This is a genomic window from Gluconobacter morbifer G707 (genome assembly GCF_000234355.1).
GTDB lineage: Bacteria > Pseudomonadota > Alphaproteobacteria > Acetobacterales > Acetobacteraceae > Gluconobacter > Gluconobacter morbifer.
The window spans coordinates 312,090-332,565 of record NZ_AGQV01000002.1 but is presented as its reverse complement, the minus strand read 5'-3'; the positions used below and the strand labels follow the sequence as shown (position 1 = coordinate 332,565).

Below are 20,476 nucleotides of genomic sequence, written 5' to 3'. Positions count from 1 at the left end.
CGGCCGCAGCGGAGGTGTTTCAGTTCAGGCTGAAGCACCTTTCATTGTATTTTGGAGGTTCTCCGTGTCAGAAAGCGTTCAGGAAGCCAAATCGGCTCTCTCGAAGATCCGCAACATCGGTATTACCGCGCATATCGATGCCGGCAAGACCACGACGACCGAGCGTATCCTGTATTACACGGGTGTGTCTCACAAGATCGGTGAAGTCCACGAAGGCAACACCACGACCGACTACATGGCGCAGGAACGTGAGCGCGGCATCACGATTACGTCCGCTGCCGTGACGTGCGAGTGGAATGATCACCGCATCAACATCATCGATACCCCGGGTCACATCGACTTCAACATCGAAGTGAACCGTTCGCTCCGCGTGCTCGACGGCGCCATCTTCGTGATCGAAGGCGTTGCCGGCGTGCAGCCGCAGTCCGAGACCAACTGGCGTTTGGCTGACCGGTACAACGTGCCGCGCATTATCTTCATCAACAAGCTCGACCGCACCGGCGCCGACTTCTATTACGCTTTCAGCACGCTGAAAGAGAAGCTGGACATCGTGGCGATCCCGCTGCAGCTCCCGATTGGTGCCGAAGAAAACTTCGTCGGCGTTGTCGATCTGGTCGAGATGCGTGCGATCGTGTGGGAAGGCGGCGAACTTGGCGCCAAGTTCCACTATGAAGAGATTCCGGCCGACCTGAAGGAAAAGGCAGCGGAAGCCCGCCAGAACCTGCTCGATACCGCCCTGGCCGTCGATGACGCCGCCATGGAAGAGTACTTCGAGAAGGGCGACGTTGATGTCGCTACCCTCAAGCGGTGCATCAAGAAGGGCGCCATTTCCGGTGAGTTCCGTCCGGTCATGTGTGGTACGGCCTTCAAGAACAAGGGCGTTCAGCCGCTGCTCGATGCCGTCATCGATTACCTGCCGGCTCCTGACGAAGTGGAAGGCATCCGCATCGCTCCGCCGGAAGGCGAAGAGGTTGACGAAAACTTCCTTCCGATCGTTCCGGTTGACCCGGACGGCAAGTTTGCCGGCCTCGCGTTCAAGATCATTTCCGACAAGTATGGCACGCTGACCTTTGTCCGCGTCTATCGTGGCGTCCTGAACTCCGGCGACACCATCCTGAACACGACGAAGGGGCACAAGGAACGCGTTGGCCGCATGTTCCAGATGCACGCCGACAAGCGTCAGGAAGTGAAGTCCGTTGGTGCTGGCGACATCGCCGCGTTCGTTGGTCTGAAAGACACCGTCACCGGTGACACGCTGGCCGATGCTGCTGATCCTGTCGTGCTGGAGCGGATGCAGTTCCCGGTTCCGGTCATCGACATTTCCGTCGAGCCGAAGACCAAGGACGCCGTCGAGAAGATGACGCTGGCCCTGCAGAAGCTGACGGCCGAAGATCCGTCCCTGCAGCTCAAGACCGATCAGGAAACGGGCCAGACCATCCTGTCCGGCATGGGTGAGCTTCACCTTGACATCATCGTTGACCGTCTCCGTCGTGAATACGGTGTTGACGCCAACATCGGTGCTCCGCAGGTGGCGTATCGTGAGACGATCACGAAGGCTCATACCGAGACCTATACCCACAAGAAGCAGTCCGGTGGTTCGGGTCAGTTCGCTGAGGTCAAGATCGAGTTTGCTCCGTCCGACAAGCCGGATGAGATCATCTTCGAGAACAAGATCGTTGGTGGTTCCGTACCGAAGGAATACATCCCGGCTGTCGAAAAGGGCATCCGCAACCAGTCCAGCACAGGTGTTCTGGCCGGCTTCCCGACCGTGGACTTCAAGTTCACGCTGCTCGACGGCAAGTACCATGACGTTGACTCCTCGGCGCTAGCCTTCGAAATCGCAGCTAAGGCCTGCTTCCGTGAAGGCATGAAGAACGCCGGTCCGGTGATTCTCGAGCCGATCATGGATGTGGAAATCACGACGCCGAACGATCACGTCGGTGACGTGGTGGGCGATCTCAACCGTCGCCGTGGCATCATCCAGAGCCAGGAAACTGCTGGTTCGACCGTGATGATCCGCGCTCAGGTGCCGCTGAAGGAAATGTTCGGTTACATTTCTCATCTGCGCTCCGCAACGAAGGGCCGTGCATCCTTCACGATGCAGTTCCATCACTATGATCCGGTGCCGCGTAACGTGGCTGAGGAAATCATGGCCAAGTCCGCCTGATTTCTCTCAGACATCGGGAAATGGAAAACCCTGCCAGAATATTCTGGCAGGGTTTTTTTATGGACAGAGCAGTGGGTCAAATGAGGACCATAAAAAAACCCGCAGGCCCTGAGGCGCTGCGGGTGCTGTCAAAGACAGGGTTCTGGATAAAACCCTGTCTCTCCGGTCAATGCAGATTGTCAGTCTTGCGAATGAACGCTGCGACGTTGTCATGAAGCTGCTGAAGGGTCACCGGGTTCACGTAAACCATATGACCTGATTCATACTGGGCATACTCGATGTTCTTCTGAAGATCATTCGAGATAGGCAGATGCTTCATTTCGTAGATCCCCTCGTAATAAGGGGTGGCGAGATCATAATATCCCGCATTCAGCATTACATGCAGATTGGGGTTGGTTTTCATGGCCATGGCAAGATCCGCCATGACATTGGGAACGCCCTTCGGCTGGTAACCATGACCAGGCTGCGTATGCTTGTTGTCCCAGTGATCTTCAGGATTGAACAGACGGTATTTCTCGTCCGTGCCGTATTTCAGCGTATTGCGGATGTAATCGTTGAAAACGGTCACGTAAGCGGAGCTGATGGCGCTTGACTGCGGATCGTAGTCCACTTCCTGTGACAGGGGATCAATCGTCGGGCTGGAATAGCGCGTGTCCAGACGGCCGGTCGCCATCCCTGTCTTTGCCTGGAGCTGCTGTTCGAACTCACCGCCATTGACGCGCAGGTCAGCCCGCAGGATGTAGTCCGCAGGCAATCCGGTATAGTCATGCAGCTTCTGGGCAATGGCTTCTTTTCGGGTATCGGAAAGGTCCGCACCCTGCCGAAGCGCGAGTGCATAATCGTTCTGGGCGAAATGTTCCACTTCGTGCAGGAAAGCCTTCAGATCGGGGTGATCCTGCGGCAGGCAGTGATGGTACCAGGCTGTGGCGGCATAGGTCGGCAGAGCGAGGATGTAAGGATCGTCAATGCCGGGATTGAACTGGGGGCCGTCCGCGCTGTTGTCGTAGTTCAGGATCTGGGAGAGCAGGATGACGCCATTGAAGTCGATATTCTCTTCCTGCTCCAGGTCATTGATGACTACTGCGGAACGCATCGTGCCGTAACTTTCGCCAAACAGGTATTTTGGTGAATTGTAGCGGTGATATTTGGCGAGAAACTGCGCAATGAAATGGGTGAAGGCTTCAGCATCCCCGTCGACGCCCAGAAATTCCTTGGCCGCATCCTTGCCGGCAATGCGCGAGAAGCCGGTCCCGGGCGCGTCCACGAAGACGACATCCGAAACATCCATCAGGGACTGCGGATTGTTGATGAGGGCGTAGGGAGCTGCCGGAAGGTGCTGATCTCCGGGCGTATTGACGCGCCAGGGGCCGAAAGTGCCCATATGGACCCAGACAGAGGCCGAACCCGGGCCGCCATTGTACAGGAAAGTAATTGGCCGTTTCGCAGACGGAACACCCTGCTTGAAATAGGCCGTATAGAACATGGAGGCGACAGGCGGATTTTTGGCCGCGTCATCCTTGCTGGTGTCGATCTTTGTGCCGCGCTTTGAGATGAGGTCGGCAGAGTCGTTATAGTCTTTTCCGTGAACCAGAATGGTGCCGGCAACAGCCTGATAGGGAATGGGTGTGCCGTTGACCGTGACGGTTCCGGTCGTGACGCTGTCTGCGTTCGGTTCCGCTGGCGTGGAAGGAGAGGCGGCGAGAGCAGGCGCGACCATTATGGTCGCGCACAGAAGAAGGGCCTTGCGCAACATGCAGAAAACACTTTCCGTTCGTTATGTTGCTTTTCTCTAACCACTGCTCAGCAGGATGAGCAAGCCTCCCTGAGATCATTCCGTTTCTTAACCGAAAGCGCGGTTGGCATGCATGATGGCGACGCCGACTTCCCGCATCAGGTCAAAATGCCGCTTCAGGGGCTTGAAAATCTGCTCGTGCTCCCGGGTAAAGCCACATTCTTCTCCGGCGTCTCCCGGCTCACCGAAATCCAGATTGGAAATGCTGGGACCGGAAACAGGAAAGAGATCTTCCAGAAGATGCAGTGCGCGGGGAACGTCCAGACACAGGATCAGGTTCGTGATCGCCTCCCGGGTCAGGGTGTTGCGGGGACCGAAATATGGGATGTGCGTGGAAAGAACCCATAGCCTGTCGATCAGGGCGAAGCGGATGGCATGGAGCAGCTTTTCGCGGACGTCCATCTGGGGGGCGTCGGGCCAGGCTGCCCGCAGGGCGATGTGGTCCGTCTGGATCCGGCGGAACATGGCTGGCGCGCTGACCCAGAAACGCAGGATTTCCAGACCACGGGAAATGGTCAGAAGATGCTGCCTGCTTTCCTCGTCCTTTGCCTGTGCGGCCCGGTCCAGCCATAGCCCCGGGTCAAGTTGCCGGATGGTGGCGCGAAGAACAGCCAGGTCAGAATGGGCAAGGGCCTGACGGGCAAAATCCATGGCTTCGCGGAAACGCGGAGAGCCTTTGGCGAACTGCTCGAACGTATCCGGATGACGCTGGGCCGCATTTCCCAGACCGTGCAGGACATTGGCCCACCATCCAAGCTGCTGGAGGATGGCGTTGTTAGGGATCGCCCGGAGCTGGCTTGGATGGGTGATGCGGGTAACGGTTGCCGTATCGGACTGGCGGGCGGAAGGGCGGGAGCCGGTCTTGTCGATCAGAGATGGTCCGAAAGCGCTCAGAAGCGCCGCATACCCTGGATCATCCACCAGTGTGCCCATGTCGATTGCAATCGTTGAGAAAAAGTCGGCCGCGAAATCAGGCCGGGCATAGATGGGGTCATCCATCTTTTTTGGTACATCCGCGACATGTTCCGCCAGTGTGGCAATCGTTGAGGCTGCAAGCGCATTCGTACCGAACAGGGTATAGCCGTCGCCCCCCTGAAAAGCAGTCTCCACCCGGCAGTTCACGCCTGCTTCCAGCATGGCGATCCTGGTCCGCGCAGGCGAGAAATAGTTCAGGCGCTGCCTCAGTGTGAACGGATGGGCACCACGGCCGATACTTTCACCATGCGTATCGAAAAGCGTCAGCGCTACATCTTCCAGATCATGCTCTTTCAGAAGCGCAAGCGTCCGGTTTCGCAGACGTTCCACCAGATTGGTTGCGGCAAGCTGCCCGACATAACGGCCTGAATCCGAATATCCGAACTGAAGCGAAAGGCGTCCGTTGGCGCGCAGATAGGCCCGCCAGTGCGGAGAATGGAATGCTTCCTCCAGGATGGTTTCGCCATTTTCCAGAGCGCTTTCTGTCTCGAAAAGGGGAGAAATTTCGATCTGGTGATCCTGAATACCGAAAAGACGCGCCAGCCACAGGGTCGCGAGCAGCGTATAGCCGCTCTCGGTCTCGGCAATCAGAAAGCGGATGGGGGTTCCGCTGTCGATGTGCTTGAGAATCTGCGCCATCGTCATCATCAGGCGCGCGGCAGATGCCGGTTCGACCAGCAGGGAGCCGAAATCGACTGCCCGAGGGGAAAGGTCGGAAAGTGCCTCGTCGATCTTGGCCAGAAGCACCCGGCGCCGGGAGGGAAGCGCAGGATCATCCATGAGCCCCAGCCGCGTCCGCGCCACATTGTAAATCTGTGCGGCATTCAGGCGGGTATGGATATGGGCAATGCCCAGTCCATGTGTAATGAAGCCCGCCCGCAGCGTCCGCAGGTGCAGGGTCGCGTCCCGGTCCGATGACAGGGCGGACATGGCATCCCGGAAAAGAGGCAGCAGTTCCCGGGCATCGAGAAGGGCCTTCTCCCGATGAAAAATTAGCGTCTGGGCAAAAGTCTGGATTTCCAAAGGGGTAGCATCCCGTCCGATCGGACAGGAGGCATGCTGGGTGTTGACGGCCTCGATAGCGCGACGCACCCGCATGGCAAGGGCAGAATCCTGAAGGCCCAGCGTCGCCAGACCGGTTTCCAGCCGCTGCAACTGGGCCAGTTTCAGTTCCAGCCTGATACGGATGGTGTCCCACCAGCCGATATCGTTCCGCCCGTCCGTATCAAAACCAACCCAGCTTGCCAGAACCACGGGAGCCGGATCGACATGATCTGCTTCCCCGGCCCAGCGTGAAGACATTTCCTGGATCAGGCAGGCTGTCAGGGCGTCCAGTGCGTCCCGGCCACGCAGGATGGCGGCCAGCGCCAGAGCCTGTTCATGTGCGAGTGTCGGTGGCGCATCGCGTCGGTGGGTCTGCAGGCAGGGAAGGGGCTTTTCCGGATTCTCGGCACGTTCTGTCAGAAGGTCGTAAACATGATCCGCCAGGGCAAAAGTCGGATGCGCCGTGAATACCGCGGCAATAGCCGGAACGGACAGGTTTTCAGCGTTCTCGGCCTGTTCCACAAGCTGTGTTGCAACTGCGGCAAGCCGGTCCTGCGGGTTGCCGTCTTCCAGCCCGATATAAGACCTCAGATGTGCGGCCCGCTGGACGAAATGTTCGTCCCGCAGCGCACGCACCGTTCGTTCGAGATCGTTCAGTGCATCTTCTCTGGCAGACAGGTCGTCACCGATGGAGGAGATCAGGTCTCCCAGCCCGTTGCGGTCATGCAGAAGCCGCGAGGCCATGGCATTGATCTGGTCATAAAGGGATGCGTCAAGCTGGGCGGCGCAGTCAGACATCGGGAACAGTCTCGCTTCTGCGGAATTAAAGCTGATGGAGGCAGAACTTCTTTCATGCCCTGTCCCCAAGCGCAACCTTCCAGCAGACGCGACAGGGCGTCTGGATGATGCTATCGGAGCCATCATGCGTGAGGACATCAATCCTGCCCGACCCAGAGAGATCGGAAAACAGTCTTCCGGTATATCGCCCCCTATTCTGGCCGGCGGATTGCTGGTGGGAATGGGTGTTCTGGCGACAGGCACGACTTTTGTTGCGGCCCGCCATCTGTATCCGGATAGCCTGTGGTTCGAATTGCTGAAATCAGGATCGCGTGCAGGTGTGGTCGGTGGTCTGGCGGACTGGTTTGCCGTGACGGCCCTGTTCCGTCATCCGCTTGGGCTGCCCATTCCCCATACCGCCATCCTGCCCAGGCAGAAAGTGCGCCTCGGGCAGGCGCTGGGCCGGTTTGTGGCCAGCCAGTTCTTCACGGACAAGGATGTCCGGGCTGCCCTTTCAAAATTCGATCTGCCGGGTCTTCTGGCCGATATGGTGAGCGAGCCGTCCACCCGTAAAGCCCTTGTTTCTACCATGCGCGCCGCCATTCCCACCATGTTCGAACGCATGGAAGACGGGCGCGCCAGTTCGGCTATTTCCCGTGCCTTGCCGGTTCTGCTGAACGGCGAGGAAATCACGCCACTTGTCTCACGCGGAATGCGGGCGATGGTGGACAGTGAAATGCATCAGGAAGTCCTGTCCTTTCTTCTTGAACGCCTTAAGACAACCATCGCCGCCCGCGAGTCGGATCTGAGGCGTTTCGTGGAAGAAAGGGTCCGGGAGCAGGGCGGTCGTCTCGTTGGCTGGGCCATCGGTGGATCCGTGGCCAGCCGGGTTCTCGCCGCCCTGAATGCTGAATTCGAGCGGATCGATCCGATGGACTCGGATTTGCGGCATGGCTTTACAAACTGGGTCCGGGGAGAAATCGACAGGATTGAAAACGATCCCGTCCGTCGCAAGGACATTGCGAACGCCATCACTTCCGTTCTCACCCATACGAGCCTGAAGGCCTGGAGCGGGGAGCTGTGGGAGCGTCTGAGGCGCATGGCCGAAGAAGACAGCGTCAGTGAGGATGGCTGGAGCGCACGGGTGCTGGATGCAGCGCTTGGTCATCTGGCCGCATCCATGCGCGATAACGCTGCCTTGAGGGCGAAAATCAATCAGGCCATGGAAAAAGCCATCATGCGGGTGCTGCCCGGAATGCGGGAAAAGCTCTCCGGCTTCATCGCATCCGTCATGGCGGGGTGGGACGGGGACGAGCTGGCGAGTCGGCTGGAAACACGGGTTGGGCGTGATCTGGCCTATATCCGCGTCAACGGCACAGTGGTGGGCTTTCTGGCCGGTGCCGCTCTTGATGCGGTTTCCCGCCTGTTTTTCGGAGTGTAACGTTCCCATATCTGCTTCACGGACAGATAAAGCCCTTGACCTTTCAGGCTGCATGGGTCATCTGAAGTTGAAACAGGACTTGCCAAGTCTTTAATAAGAACCTTAAGTGAGTGTGCAAGCGATGCTGAGGCTGTCAAAACTGGCCGATTACGCCACCGTCCTTCTGGTCCATCTCGGTCGCCATGAAGGGCTGGCCACAGCGGCAGCCCTCGCGGGGGAAACCGGTGTTCCGGAACCGACCGTCGCCAAACTTCTCAAGGGACTGGCCTCTAATGGACTGGTCATTTCCCACCGTGGCGCCCGTGGCGGTTATCGCTTGGCCCAAGAACTCGAGAAAATTACCGTCGCGGCCGTCATCGCCGCCGTAGACGGGCCGATTTCCATTACGGCCTGCTGTGACGGCCGCGAATGCGAACACAGCACGCTGTGCGGCCTTTCAGGGCAGTGGGACATGGTGAACGACGCCATCCTGAACACGCTCAACAGCATCAATCTGGCGGATATGAGCCGTCATTCAGAGGCTTCAGCCACATCGAAGATGCAGGCAGCCACCTCTGCGGCAGCCGGTTCCGAACCGGCTATCGATACGGTCAACTGAGGATACGCAATCATGCCAGCCGTGACGGAGACCCGCGAAACAGTCGAAAAACTCGCGAAATCCAGCTACGAATGGGGCTTCGAGACCAATATCGAAATGGATATTGCTCCGAAGGGGCTCAATGAAGGGACGGTGCGCCTGATTTCGGAACGCAAGGGCGAGCCGGAATGGATGCTGAACTGGCGTCTGAAGGCGTTCCGCGCCTGGCTGGAAATGGAAGAGCCGCACTGGGCCAAGATCCATCACCCTCCGATTGACTATCAGGACGCGCATTACTTCGCCCAGCCCAAGAAGAAGCCTGGCCCCAAGAGCCTGGAGGAAGTCGATCCTGAACTTCTGAAGACTTATGCCAAGCTGGGTATTCCCCTGCACGAGCAGGCCTTGCTGGCCGGTGTCGAAGGTGCGGATGCCGAAAAGCGGATGCCTGTCGCCGTGGATGCCGTTTTTGACAGCGTGTCCGTTGCGACAACCTTCCGCAAGACGCTTCAGGAAGCCGGGGTTATCTTCTGCCCTATTTCCGATGCCATCCGCGAGCATCCGGATCTGGTGAAGCAGTATCTCGGCTCTGTTGTGCCGGCCGGAGACAATTTCTTTGCGGCCCTGAACTCTGCCGTCTTCACGGATGGCTCTTTTGTTTATGTACCGAAGGGCGTCCGCTGCCCGATGGAGCTTTCCACCTATTTCCGCATCAATGCGCGTAATACGGGCCAGTTCGAGCGTACGCTGATCATTGCGGAAGAGCGCGCCAGCGTCTCTTACCTCGAAGGTTGCACGGCCCCGCAGCGGGACGAGAACCAGCTTCATGCGGCGGTTGTCGAACTGATCGCGATGGATGACGCTTCCATCAAGTATTCGACGGTCCAGAACTGGTATCCGGGTGATGAAGAAGGTCGGGGTGGCATCTACAATTTCGTCACCAAGCGTGGCGCATGCCGGGGGGCACGGTCCAAGATTTCCTGGACACAGGTGGAGACCGGTTCGGCCATTACCTGGAAATATCCGTCCTGCGTTCTGGCGGGTGAGGGCTCGGTAGGCGAGTTCTATTCTGTTGCCGTGACCAACAGTCACCAGCAGGCCGATACCGGTACGAAGATGATTCATCTGGCGCCCAATACGCGCTCGACAATCATCGCCAAGACCATTTCCGCCGGGCAGTCCGACAGTACCTATCGCGGCCTTGTCCGCATGCAGCCGAAGGCGCGGAACGCACGTAATTTCACGCAGTGCGACAGCCTTCTGATCGGTGACCGATGCGGGGCGCATACAGTACCCTACATTGAAAGCCGCAACATGACGGCGCGGGTGGAGCATGAAGCCACCACGTCGAAGATTTCCGAGGACCAGCTCTTCTACTGCCGTTCCCGCGGCCTGTCTGAAGAAGATGCGGTTGGCCTGATCGTCAACGGGTTCTGTCGCGAGGTGCTCAAGGAGCTGCCGATGGAATTCGCGGTCGAAGCACAGAAGCTGCTGCAGATCAGCCTCGAAGGAAGTGTGGGTTAAAATGAGCGAATTTCTGAATATTCAGGGTCTGCAGGCCCGGATCGAAGCTGACGGGACGCCGAAGGAGATCCTCAAGGGGATTGATCTCGACATCCCCAAGGGAGAGGTCCACGCCATCATGGGGCCGAATGGCTCCGGCAAGTCCACGCTGTCCTATGTTCTCGCCGGGCGCGACGATTATGAAGTGACGGGTGGCAGCGCCACGTTCAAAGGTCAGGATCTTCTGGCGCTCGAACCCGAGGAACGGGCGGCGTTGGGAATTTTTCTTGCCTTTCAGTCCCCGGTTGAGCTTCCGGGCGTGAACAATGCCAATTTCCTGCGTACTGCTGTCAATGCGGTTCGTCGCGCGCGTGGCATGGACGAACTGGACGCCGTGGCTTTTCTCAAGGCGGTGCGGGCCGAGACGAAGCGTCTCTCTATGTCGGACGAAATGCTCAAGCGCGCCGTAAATGTCGGTTTCTCGGGCGGTGAGAAAAAGCGCAACGAAGTCCTTCAGATGCGTCTTCTCCAGCCATCCTTTGCCATCCTTGACGAAACGGACAGCGGACTGGACATCGACGCCCTGCGTATTGTCGCCGATGGCGTGAATTCCCTGCGTGGCCCGGATTTCTCCGCCTTGGTCATCACCCATCATCAGCGTCTGCTCGAGTATATCGTGCCGGACCGTGTGCATGTCATGGCCAGAGGAAAAATCATCCATAGCGGTGGCCCTGAGGTTGCCAGAACGCTTGAGAAGCAGGGATATACGCAGTTTCTTGAGGCTGCAGCGTGACAGCGGCACCGACAGTCCTGCAATCCTCTTTGGCCCTTGATGCGTTCGTAAAGCGGGCAGGCCATCGAGGCGCTATCCTGGCTGGTGCGGGTTTTCCGACGCGACGTGTCGAGGAATGGCGGTACACGCCTTTACGGAATGTCGCCAATACCGTCTGGAATGCACCTTCTGGCCTGTCCACCGAAAAAGCTGAGGTGATCCTGCGCTCACTGCCGTTGCCGGAGACGGGGCATCGGGTGATTTTCGGGAACGGAAAAAGGATGCCGGGCCTCTCGGCTCTGCCGGGCGGCACCATTGCGGGAGCGGGTGACGAAGTTGCTCCGCTTTCAGTCCATTTTTCGGCAGTGCTGAATGCCGCGCTGGGTGAAACCGGTCTTGATCTCCGGATTCCTGCGGGGATGGATGCCGGAACACTGACACTGGCCAGCCTGACGGCTGGAGAGGATGTGTCCACCCATCTTCAGCACAGGATCGTTCTGGAAGCCGGAGCGTCCTTGACGTTATTCGATGTCAATGCCGGCGAGGGCAGTTATGTTGCCAATCCCCGTCTCGATATCAGCGTCGGGGCAGGGGCGCGCCTGCGCCATGTCAAGCTGCAACGCGAAAGCACGGATGCTACGCATCTGGCGATCCTGTCGGTGGATGTGGCTGAAAAAGGCGAATATGACAGCTTTGTCCTGAATCAGGGGGGATTGCTGGCCCGCCATGAAGTTGGCGCCACCCTAGAAGGGCCGCATGCTTTTGTGCATGTCAACGGAGTGCAGACCGTGGACGGCAATCGCCTGAACGATCTGACGTCCATGATTCATCATGCCGCACCGGACTGCGGATCGCGCCAGACCGTCAAGACGGTTCTTTCAGATGCGGGGCAGGGTGTTTTTCAGGGCAAGATCCTCGTGGATCGTATTGCCCAGAAAACCGATGGCTACCAGATGAACCAGGCCCTCCTGCTGTCGGAAAAAGCGCAGATCAACAGCAAACCGGAACTGGAAATCTACGCGGATGATGTCCGGTGCAGTCACGGTGCAACGGTCGGGGCGCTGGACGAGGAACAACTGTTTTACCTGCGGTCTCGCGGAATTCCGGACAGTCAGGCGCGTGATCTCCTGGTTCAGGCTTTCCTTGTCGATGCTCTGGATCTGGTGGCGGATGCGGACATGCGTGACCTCCTGCTAAGGAGCCTGTCAGTATGATCCAGGAAATTCGCGCCCGGTTTCCAATCCTGTCCGAACAGGTGCATGGTCGCCCTCTCGTCTTTCTCGACAGTGCAGCATCCGCGCAGAAGCCCGATGTTGTTGTCGAGGCAATGAGAGAGGCTGCTTACCATCAGTACGCCAACATCCATCGTGGTCTCCACTGGATGAGCGAACGGACGACGGAAGCCTATGAGCGCGCCCGTAGTGATGTTGCGCGTCTTCTGAATGCTCCGGATCACCGTGAGATCGTCTTTACACGCAACAGCACGGAAGCGATCAATCTGGTAGCCCACAGTCTTGGCTCTTTGATGAAGCCGGGGCAGGCGGTCCTCATTTCCGAACTGGAACATCACGCCAATATCATTCCCTGGCTCATGCTGCGGGACCGTCTTGGTATCGAACTGCGCGTAGCGCCCATTACGGATGAGGGTGATATCGATCTGGAAGCCTATGAGAAGCTTCTGGAAGACAGGAAAGTCGCGCTCGTTGCCGTCACGCACATGTCCAACGTGCTGGGAACCGTCACGCCTGCCCGCAGAGTGGTGGAAATTGCGCATCATCATGATGCACGCATCCTTCTGGATGGATCACAGTCCGTTGTGCACCGGCAAATTGATGTTCAGGCTCTGGGCGCGGATTTTTTCACCTTCACAGGCCACAAGCTGTATGGGCCGACGGGAATTGGCGTTCTCTGGGGCAAAAAGGAACTGCTGGACATCATGCCGCCTTTTCTCGGTGGCGGAGAAATGATCCAGAGTGTTTCCTTTGAACGGGCCACCTGGGCACATGTGCCTCATAAATTCGAGGCGGGAACCCCTGCCATTCTTGAGGCGGTCGGGCTCGGAGCTGCAGTCGGGTTCATCGAGGAACTGGGATACGACGCGATTTCCGCTCATGAGGCCGCGTTGACTGCTTATGCGCTGGAACGTCTTGATGCGCTGGACGGATTGCGCGTTCTGGGTGCACCCCGGGAGCGGGGAGGCGTGATTTCCTTTGTGATGGATGGGGCACATCCCCATGACCTCGCTACCCTGCTCGACCAGCTCGGGATTGCCATCCGGGCCGGGCAGCACTGTGCGGAACCGCTGGTGCGCCGGCTCGGCGTGCATGCCACGGCCCGGGCCAGTTTTGGCGTCTATACGACCACGGAAGAGATAGACGCGCTGATCACGGGGCTTGAACGGGCCCGGAAGATGCTCACATGAGTGATGCCATGACCGACAATATGCCTTCTCATGAGGAAACCGCCTTTCCTGGCGTTCAGGAAGGCGAGGGAACTGTTCCGGATCAGGATGCCATCATTGCGTCGATCGCAACGGTGTATGATCCGGAAATTCCGGTCAATATCTATGAACTCGGGCTGATTTACGCGATCGACCTGCACGATGACGGGCGCGTGAAAATCGAGATGACCCTGACAGCCCCCAACTGTCCCAGTGCGCAGGAACTCCCGGAAATGGTCAAGGATGCCGTTTCTCACGTTCCACATGTAAAAAATGTCGAGGTCGAGATTGTCTGGGATCCACCGTGGGACATGAGCCGCATGAGTGATGATGCGCGTCTTGCGCTCAATATGTTCTGACCGAAAGCCAGTTATTATGTCCGAAACTCTTACGCATCGCACGCTGCCTGCCCTCCTGACCCTGTCTCCAAAAGCCGCAATCCGGCTTCAGAACCTGTATGCGGGAGCTCATAAAGGCCAGCTTCTACGGATCAGTGTCGGAACCCGCGGATGTTCCGGCCTGTCCTACGACATGAATTTCGTGGACGAGCCTCTTCCGACCGATGAGCGGGTGGAAGATCAGGGCGTTACATTGCTGGTGGATCGCAAGGCAACGCTGTTTCTTACCGGAACGGTGATGGATTACGAGGTCAAGGATCTTGAATCCGGGTTCACGTTCAGGAATCCGAATGAGAAAGGCCGCTGCGGGTGCGGCGAGAGCTTTCACGTCTGATCCGTTTGAGATCACGCGACAGCACAACAACGGTCTCTACTTCTGTTGACCAGAGAAACTGGTCAACAATGGTCCAGTTCAGAACAGTAAATCCAGCCTGCTCCAAGGGGCGTAGATCCCGGGTCAAGGCTACGGGGTTACAGCTGACGTAAATGACATCCTGAATGGTCGAGCGGGCCAGAGGGGCTATCTGCAGGCCTGCTCCGGCATGAGGCGGGTCCAGTACGACGGCCCGTGTGGCCTTGAGATCCGGCGGCAAAAGCGGCTGCCGCCCCAGATCGCGCTGGAATGCTTCCACGCACCGTCCGCCTGCGGCAGCCTTGAGACAGGCTGCCGCCGCTGCATCTCCTTCAAAAGCCTTTACGCGCCCTTTTTCGGAAATCGGGAACGTGAGCGTCCCGCATCCGGCATAGAGTTCAACCGTGACATCTTTTTTGTTCAGAGGCGGAAGGCCGGCAAGAACGGCTTCTGTAATGGCTTTTTCTCCATCCCGGGCGGCCTGCAAAAAAGCCGCAGGTGGGGGGCTGGTCGGGACGCCACCAAAATCCTCGAAAACAGGACCTGACTGCGCGACAGTCTCAATGGAGCGATCCTTAGGATTCTGCCAGGAGATCCGCGGTGTTCCGTGCTCGCGGCCAAAAGCAGCGAGCTTTGTCCTGTCTGCGCTTGTCAATGGAGCGGGTGTGGAAAGCGTCAGGTCTGGCCCACTGTCCAGAAGATTGACAATCAGACTTCCTTCGCCGGTCAGTGCGCCGAGAGCCGCCAGAACGGCGCGCAAGGGGGACAGAAGCTGAAACAGAACAGGATGAAGCACATGACATTCCGTCATGTCGACCGGATCACCATTGCGTCGATGCAGACCGATGATGATCCCGCCTGGAACGCGCCGGAGCGCAAAATCCATACGCTGCCGCGTTTCGGGCGCAGTCTGGTATGTCTGCGGCGGAGGCAGATCCACGAAACCGGCCTCTCTGAGGGCCTGAGAGACGCGATCGGTCTTCCATCGCAGAATGGCACTGAGAGAAAGGTGCTGCAGAGCGCATCCGCCACATGTCCCGAATAAGCTGCACGGTGCCGTGACCCGCTCGGGAGAGGGGCGCAGAATCTCGATCAGCTCGGGGCGGTCAGCAGACAGACGGACCTTAATATCTTCCCTGGGTAAAGTGCCGGGGAAGAAGAGTGTTCGACCGTCATGATGCACTACGCCATCACCGGCAGCCCCCAGTCCTTCAATGCGGACAGTGAACGTGCCGGTCTGTCGGTTATTGGTCACCGTAATGGCGACCATCGTGCTGGATCGGACCAGCACGGTCGTTTTCCGCGGCCGTCGTCAGACGGTGTCTGCGTGGAACCAGCATGAAGGCTGGCGTATCGCCCCCGAAACCTGTCTTGGGTGCGTCATTTTCAAATGCAGGAGCCAGTTCGACGGAAGGCCGGTTCTGTTCTGCCTGCGCAGGAGTGGAGGAAACACCACTTTCAGCGGATACAGGCTGAACCGTCTGGCTGTCCTGATCCCGGCGCCCGTTGCGACGACGCCCGCCACGACGACGCTTCCGGCGCGGAGCGTCATCCTCATCCGTGGGTTCGGCATCCACGGCTTCAGGCGCTGACGCTACAGCCGGAGTGGAGGCAGGCGCGACAGGTTTGCCATCCTCTTCACGAACTTCCCAGTCAGTCGAAGGGATGCCGGGGACATCCTGTCGGACAATGGCCTTGCCGGTCAGGGCTTCGATGGCTTCCAGGAGTTTCTGATCTCTCGGGCCGGCAATACTGAAGGCATGACCTTCCTTGCCGGCGCGTCCGGTCCGTCCGATGCGGTGAACGTAGTCTTCCGCGTTGAACGGCAGGTCGAAATTGAAGACGTGCGACAGGCCACCGATATCAATGCCCCGGGCCGCGACATCCGAGCAGACCAGGATTTTCAGGTCACCGTTCTTGAAGCTGTCGAGCGTTGAGAACCGCAGGGACTGAGCCAGATCTCCGTGCAGATGCCCGGCTGAGAAACTATGCTTGGACAGATAGCGCTGAAGCATGTCCACATCGCGCTTGCGGTTGCAGAAAACAATGGCGTTCTGCACGTCTTCATGGCGAAGAAGTTTTTTCAGCGCACGTCGTTTTTCATCGGCCGGGACAATGACGACCCGTTCTTCAATCGTTGTGGCCACTGACGAGGGACGGGAAACGGTAATTTCCACAGGATGCTTGAGGAAAGCATCGGCCAGACGGCGGATTTCAGGCGCCATGGTTGCGGAGAAAAACAGCGTCTGCCGATATGGCGGCAGGAGACTGACGATTTTCTCGATATCCGGAATGAACCCCATGTCCAGCATGCGGTCTGCCTCATCGATGACGAGCAGACTGGTCTGGGTCAGGAGAAGGCCTCCACGTCCGAACAGGTCGAGAAGGCGGCCGGGTGTGGCGATCAGGACGTCCGCTCCGCGGTTCAGGACCTCTCTCTGGTCGGTCATGCTTTCCCCGCCGATCAGCAGGGCATGAGTCAGGCGCAGGTGCTTGCCGTACAGCTTGAAATTCTCCGCCACCTGAAGGGCCAGTTCCCGGGTGGGTTCTAGGATCAGGGAGCGAGGCATCCGAGCCCGAGCCCGGGAGCCGGAAAGCTTTTCGAGCATCGGCAGGGTAAAGGATGCGGTCTTGCCGGTTCCTGTCTGGGCGACGCCCAGTACATCGTGTCCTTTCAGGATTTCCGGTATGGCCTGAGCCTGAATGGGTGTGGGATGCTCATAGCCAAGTTCTTTGATGGCCTGCATGATGGGAGCGCTCAGCCCCAGTTCCGAAAAGCGCGGTTGCCCGGCATCGGCAGGCGTGCTTTCTTCCGCGGTAACAGTCTCCGTTGCCGCCACAGGGATTTCGGTGACGGAAATCTCGACGGTGTTTTCTACTGTACCGTCAACTGGAGCAGCATCGGCCTTGCGGCTGGACACCTTGCGGGCACGCGGCTTTCTGGGCGCCGGTGTCGTGTCATCCACATCTGTCGTCGTGCTGGCGGTGTGTCCGGATGCCTTGCGGTTGAGGCTGGCTTCTGCCGTTTCCTCAGATGAGGGTTCAGCAGGCGTTTCCGGAGTGTCCGAGGCAACGGCTGTTTTGCGCGGCCTTCCACGCCGTTTCGGAGCAGTGCTTTCAACGGCTTTTGCTTCAGGCTGCACTGCGTCTTCTGTTGGTGCGACGGTTGCCACCACATCTGCTTCGACTGGTGCTGCGTCATTCTTGCGCGCCTGTCCGCGCCGTTTGGGAGGCGTGGCAACGGCCTCGTCGGCCGCTTCCGGCGCTGCGGGACTGTCTACCTGCGCAGTCTCGGCTTTGCGGGGCCGCCCGCGCCGTTTGATAGCAGGCTTTTCGGTCGTTGCGGGAGAATCCGGCGTCTCTTCCGTAGAGCCTGTCGGCGTTTTTGCGACGGCAACGTCGCTTTTGCGGGGGCGACCACGGCGACGGGGCGCGGGTGCCTCTGCTTCCGGTGTGCTCTCGGTGGTTTTGCGTGTGCGGCGGACCGTCTTGGTTTCTGGCGCGAGGTCTTCTGACACGGCTTCGGTGTTGTCCGCTACCGGCTCGGGAGCGGCTTTTTTCCGGCTTCTGGAAGCCGTGGAGACGGCGGCCTTTGTCTCTGTCTTGCTGGCGCGGCGGACACGGGTCTTTTTCTCGGGTGCCGCTACCTTTTCGACGGGCACATCCGCTGTTACGGGTTCGCTCTCATGCGCCTTGGCCTTTGCGGCACGGGCGGCGCTGGAGCGTCCGCGTTTCGGAGTGGCTGTCGTACGGGACTTGGAAGGACCGGAGGTCGTTTTCGCGCTCAAATGACTCTCGAGACTCTGCGTTGACGGTTCGGTTTCGGGAGGAAAGTGAACCGGAGTGAGACGGGCGGGAATATTTCCCCGCAAGCATATCTCTGGTCCGTTATCCGGAATTGCGCGAAATGGCAAGCGACACGGCCTGGAAAACGCCGTATCGCCGCCATATTTCAGATGCCGCGTGCTATTGCAGCGACAATGATGGTCAGGACGCCGAGCCCTGCCATGAGAAGCATACGCTGATGCAGCGTATCGAACAGGGCAGGCTGCGGGCGCATGGCGCGGCGGGCGCGCATGAATGGTCCCTGGACCGTGATGACGAAAATGATCGCCATGACAACGCCCAGACCCTGCATCGCATTGACGGGCCAGCCAATGACCTTGAACCCGCCTTCATGCCAGATCAGGGCCCAGCCGCTGAGCAGGGTGAACGGCACAACCTGATAAAGGCCACGGAAAAAACGGGTATAGCCCTGAAGCAGGACGGAATTGCGCGGTCCCGGATCGAGCAGTCCGACAGTGGAGCGGACAATGAGCGCCGAATAGATCGATCCTCCCACCCAGTAGGTGATGCTCAGGATATGAACGGCGAGCACGAGGCTCCAGATAATCGACGAGCCCGTTATGAACGGCATGATTTTCGTCATTGATTCTCATCATGGTTGAAGAGTGGAAAAGATCGGACTGTTGTCCGGGATAACGGACTGAATACCCGACGGTGTCCCCGCAGCGCCAGAGGCAACGCAGGTGCCGTTCATGCTTTCTGTTCTTAGACCATAGAGGAAAAATATACCCATGCCTCCATTTCCCTTTGCCCTTCTGACACCTGCCGAAAGTGCTGCCATGGACCATGCGGCCTCTTCCATGACGCCGGTCAGCCGCCTGATGGAAAATGCCGGATGGGCCGTGGCCCGCAGTATTCGCAGCCGTTTCGATCCCTGCCGGGTCGTCGTGGCATGCGGACCAGGAAACAATGGTGGTGACGGCTATGTGGCTGCCCGTCATCTGGCGCAGTGGGGCTGGTCGGTCGTTGTTGCGGCCATGGCATCCCCGAAGGAGGGAACGCCCGCATATGAGGCTGCCAGTCTCTGGACTGGTCCCGTTGTTCCGTTCGTGGCGGATCGCCTTGCGGAGGCGGACCTCGTTGTCGACGCGGTTTTCGGTTCCGGCCTGAAACGTCCGGTGAGCGATGAGGTCTGGGCCGTTCTTCAGGCTGCGGAACATGTCGTGGCAATAGATATGCCAAGCGGCGTCTCTGGCGCGTCGGGAGAAATTCTTGGTTATGCTCCCCAGTGCCTCATGACGGTGACTTTTGTGCGTCCTCGGCCGGGTCATCTGCTGGGCCCCGGGGCGGAACTGTGCGGCGAGGTGGTCTGTGCGGATATCGGAATGCCTGTACAGGCGTGGGACGGAATTCAGCCGTCCATTCAGTTGAACCAGCCGGGGCTGTGGCGGATTCCGGTATCGTCTGACGGAGATTACAAGTATCGGCGCGGCGTTGTCAGTCTCTGTGCCGGGGAGGAAATGCCGGGCGCAACACGGCTCTCCGCCCGGGGAGCACGGCGTACGGGCGCGGGGCTTGTCCGGATTGCGGCCGGGAAGGGAGCTCCAGCCTACCGACTCGGAGATCCGGGCCTGATCATCGACGACGCGCCTCTGTCCGATCTTCTGGAAGACAGGAGGCGGCAGGTCTGGATCTGTGGTCCCGGTCTAACTCCGGATGAAGTTGCGGCAGTCATGCCTCAGCTCCTGTCGGCGGAACGGACCGTGCTGGCCGATGCGGGCGCCCTGGCCTGGGGAGCGGAGGATCTGACCCGCCTGAAAGGGGTTGCCGCTGTAACGCCGCATATCGGGGAGTTCCGCAAACTGTTCGGGCCGGTCAACGGGAGTAAACTGGATGCGGCTCTCGATGCGGCGCGGCGCATCAATGCGGTCGTGGTCATGAAAGGACCGGATACGGTCATTGCTGCGCCGGACGGCCGGATTGCCATCAACCGGCACGCATCTTCCGCGCTGGCGACAGCGGGGTCGGGTGATACGCTGACCGGCGTGATCGCGGCGCTGCTGGCGGCAAAAATGGATGTCTGGGAAGCGTGCTGTGCAGGCGTCTGGCTTCATGGGGAGGCCGGAATCGAAGCCGGAAAAGCCTATGGAGGATGGCCTGTTGCGGAAGATCTGGACGCACCGCTGGGGCTTGCCCGAGAGAAAGCCGCGAGGCTGGCTCAGGAGGCGGAACGTAAAAACCCGACCGGCTCCCTGTTGTGAAGTCGCGTATCATGCGCTAAAGGCCGCGCTTCCATGGTTCGGTCATACGAACCCGGAAGCCAGGCATTTGCGGGCGTGGTGAAATTGGTAGACACGCCAGATTTAGGTTCTGGTGGCGCAAGCCGTGGGGGTTCAAGTCCCTCCGCCCGCACCAGCCCGGTTTCCTGAGACAGAGATTTATAACTTACCGACCG

Annotated in this window: 15 protein-coding genes and 1 tRNA gene; 11 read left to right on the top strand and 5 right to left on the bottom strand. The window is 58.9% G+C overall.

Going from position 1 to position 20,476, the window contains the following annotated elements:
• Nucleotides 1–64: 64 nt before the first annotated feature.
• Nucleotides 65–2,167: an elongation factor G gene (fusA, locus tag GMO_RS06440; protein WP_008851516.1), complete on the top strand. Its 2,103-nt coding sequence runs from the start codon at nucleotides 65–67 to the stop codon at nucleotides 2,165–2,167.
• 166 nt (nucleotides 2,168–2,333) lie between these two features.
• Here the strand turns inward: fusA and GMO_RS06435 are convergent, their stop codons facing one another.
• Both GMO_RS06435 and GMO_RS06430 read right to left on the bottom strand, forming a co-directional pair.
• A complete protein-coding gene (locus tag GMO_RS06435; protein ID WP_040508397.1) occupies nucleotides 2,334–3,920 on the bottom strand; it encodes a S10 family peptidase in 1,587 nt (528 codons plus the stop codon).
• Nucleotides 3,921–4,007: 87 nt separating this feature from the next.
• Nucleotides 4,008–6,776: a phosphoenolpyruvate carboxylase gene (locus tag GMO_RS06430; protein ID WP_008851514.1), complete on the bottom strand. Its 2,769-nt coding sequence runs from the start codon at nucleotides 6,774–6,776 to the stop codon at nucleotides 4,008–4,010.
• Nucleotides 6,777–6,810: 34 nt separating this feature from the next.
• Between GMO_RS06430 and GMO_RS06425 the strand changes: the two genes are divergently transcribed.
• The 8 genes from GMO_RS06425 (at nucleotide 6,811) to GMO_RS06390 (ending at nucleotide 14,217) form a co-directional block, all read left to right on the top strand.
• On the top strand, nucleotides 6,811–8,196 hold the full coding sequence (locus tag GMO_RS06425) for a DUF445 domain-containing protein (RefSeq protein ID WP_008851513.1): 1,386 nt from the start codon (nucleotides 6,811–6,813) through the stop codon (nucleotides 8,194–8,196).
• A gap of 121 nt (nucleotides 8,197–8,317) precedes the next feature.
• Nucleotides 8,318–8,794: an SUF system Fe-S cluster assembly regulator gene (locus GMO_RS06420; RefSeq protein ID WP_008851512.1), complete on the top strand. Its 477-nt coding sequence runs from the start codon at nucleotides 8,318–8,320 to the stop codon at nucleotides 8,792–8,794.
• Nucleotides 8,795–8,806: 12 nt separating this feature from the next.
• A complete protein-coding gene (gene sufB / locus GMO_RS06415) occupies nucleotides 8,807–10,294 on the top strand; it encodes a Fe-S cluster assembly protein SufB (protein ID WP_008851511.1) in 1,488 nt (495 codons plus the stop codon).
• A 1-nt stretch (nucleotide 10,295) separates the two neighbouring features.
• Nucleotides 10,296–11,066 carry a Fe-S cluster assembly ATPase SufC gene (gene sufC, locus GMO_RS06410; protein WP_008851510.1) on the top strand — a complete coding sequence of 257 codons (771 nt, stop codon included), beginning with the start codon at nucleotides 10,296–10,298 and terminating at the stop codon, nucleotides 11,064–11,066.
• On the top strand, nucleotides 11,063–12,259 hold the full coding sequence (gene sufD / locus GMO_RS06405; RefSeq protein ID WP_040508395.1) for a Fe-S cluster assembly protein SufD: 1,197 nt from the start codon (nucleotides 11,063–11,065) through the stop codon (nucleotides 12,257–12,259). Before sufC ends, sufD begins: the two co-directional genes overlap by 4 nt.
• Nucleotides 12,256–13,467, top strand: coding sequence for an aminotransferase class V-fold PLP-dependent enzyme (locus GMO_RS06400; RefSeq protein ID WP_008851508.1), 1,212 nt, complete (start codon nucleotides 12,256–12,258; stop codon nucleotides 13,465–13,467). The genes sufD and GMO_RS06400 overlap by 4 nt, the downstream gene beginning before the upstream one ends.
• Nucleotides 13,464–13,844, top strand: coding sequence for an SUF system Fe-S cluster assembly protein (locus tag GMO_RS06395; protein ID WP_008851507.1), 381 nt, complete (start codon nucleotides 13,464–13,466; stop codon nucleotides 13,842–13,844). The genes GMO_RS06400 and GMO_RS06395 overlap by 4 nt, the downstream gene beginning before the upstream one ends.
• A 16-nt stretch (nucleotides 13,845–13,860) precedes the next feature.
• On the top strand, nucleotides 13,861–14,217 hold the full coding sequence (locus GMO_RS06390; protein ID WP_040508394.1) for a HesB/IscA family protein: 357 nt from the start codon (nucleotides 13,861–13,863) through the stop codon (nucleotides 14,215–14,217).
• On the opposite strand, the gene GMO_RS06385 is transcribed toward GMO_RS06390, so the two are convergent.
• The 3 genes from GMO_RS06385 to GMO_RS06375 form a co-directional block, all read right to left on the bottom strand.
• On the bottom strand, nucleotides 14,162–15,505 hold the full coding sequence (locus GMO_RS06385; protein ID WP_008851506.1) for a class I SAM-dependent RNA methyltransferase: 1,344 nt from the start codon (nucleotides 15,503–15,505) through the stop codon (nucleotides 14,162–14,164). The genes GMO_RS06390 and GMO_RS06385 overlap by 56 nt on opposite strands.
• Nucleotides 15,480–17,201, bottom strand: coding sequence for a DEAD/DEAH box helicase (locus tag GMO_RS14695; protein WP_008851505.1), 1,722 nt, complete (start codon nucleotides 17,199–17,201; stop codon nucleotides 15,480–15,482). The genes GMO_RS06385 and GMO_RS14695 overlap by 26 nt, the downstream gene beginning before the upstream one ends.
• 986 nt (nucleotides 17,202–18,187) lie before the next feature.
• Complete coding sequence (locus tag GMO_RS06375) at nucleotides 18,188–18,664, bottom strand: hypothetical protein (RefSeq protein ID WP_342632840.1); 477 nt, start codon at nucleotides 18,662–18,664, stop codon at nucleotides 18,188–18,190.
• A 148-nt stretch (nucleotides 18,665–18,812) separates the two neighbouring features.
• Between GMO_RS06375 and GMO_RS06370 the strand changes: the two genes are divergently transcribed.
• Nucleotides 18,813–20,282, top strand: coding sequence for a bifunctional ADP-dependent NAD(P)H-hydrate dehydratase/NAD(P)H-hydrate epimerase (locus tag GMO_RS06370; protein ID WP_008851502.1), 1,470 nt, complete (start codon nucleotides 18,813–18,815; stop codon nucleotides 20,280–20,282).
• A 69-nt stretch (nucleotides 20,283–20,351) separates the two neighbouring features.
• Nucleotides 20,352–20,436 (top strand) — tRNA-Leu (locus GMO_RS06365).
• Nucleotides 20,437–20,476: the final 40 nt, after the last annotated feature.

Coding starts and splice junctions, on each gene's coding strand:
- GMO_RS06435 (WP_040508397.1), bottom strand. CDS start 3,920: ATGTTGCGCAAGGCCCTTCTTCTGTGCGCGACCATAATGGTCGCGCCT.
- GMO_RS06430 (WP_008851514.1), bottom strand. CDS start 6,776: ATGTCTGACTGCGCCGCCCAGCTTGACGCATCCCTTTATGACCAGATC.
- GMO_RS06425 (WP_008851513.1), top strand. CDS start 6,811: ATGGAGGCAGAACTTCTTTCATGCCCTGTCCCCAAGCGCAACCTTCCA.
- GMO_RS06420 (WP_008851512.1), top strand. CDS start 8,318: ATGCTGAGGCTGTCAAAACTGGCCGATTACGCCACCGTCCTTCTGGTC.
- sufB (WP_008851511.1), top strand. CDS start 8,807: ATGCCAGCCGTGACGGAGACCCGCGAAACAGTCGAAAAACTCGCGAAA.
- sufC (WP_008851510.1), top strand. CDS start 10,296: ATGAGCGAATTTCTGAATATTCAGGGTCTGCAGGCCCGGATCGAAGCT.
- GMO_RS06400 (WP_008851508.1), top strand. CDS start 12,256: ATGATCCAGGAAATTCGCGCCCGGTTTCCAATCCTGTCCGAACAGGTG.
- GMO_RS06395 (WP_008851507.1), top strand. CDS start 13,464: ATGAGTGATGCCATGACCGACAATATGCCTTCTCATGAGGAAACCGCC.
- GMO_RS06390 (WP_040508394.1), top strand. CDS start 13,861: ATGTCCGAAACTCTTACGCATCGCACGCTGCCTGCCCTCCTGACCCTG.
- GMO_RS06385 (WP_008851506.1), bottom strand. CDS start 15,505: ATGGTCGCCATTACGGTGACCAATAACCGACAGACCGGCACGTTCACT.
- GMO_RS06375 (WP_342632840.1), bottom strand. CDS start 18,664: ATGACGAAAATCATGCCGTTCATAACGGGCTCGTCGATTATCTGGAGC.
- GMO_RS06370 (WP_008851502.1), top strand. CDS start 18,813: ATGCCTCCATTTCCCTTTGCCCTTCTGACACCTGCCGAAAGTGCTGCC.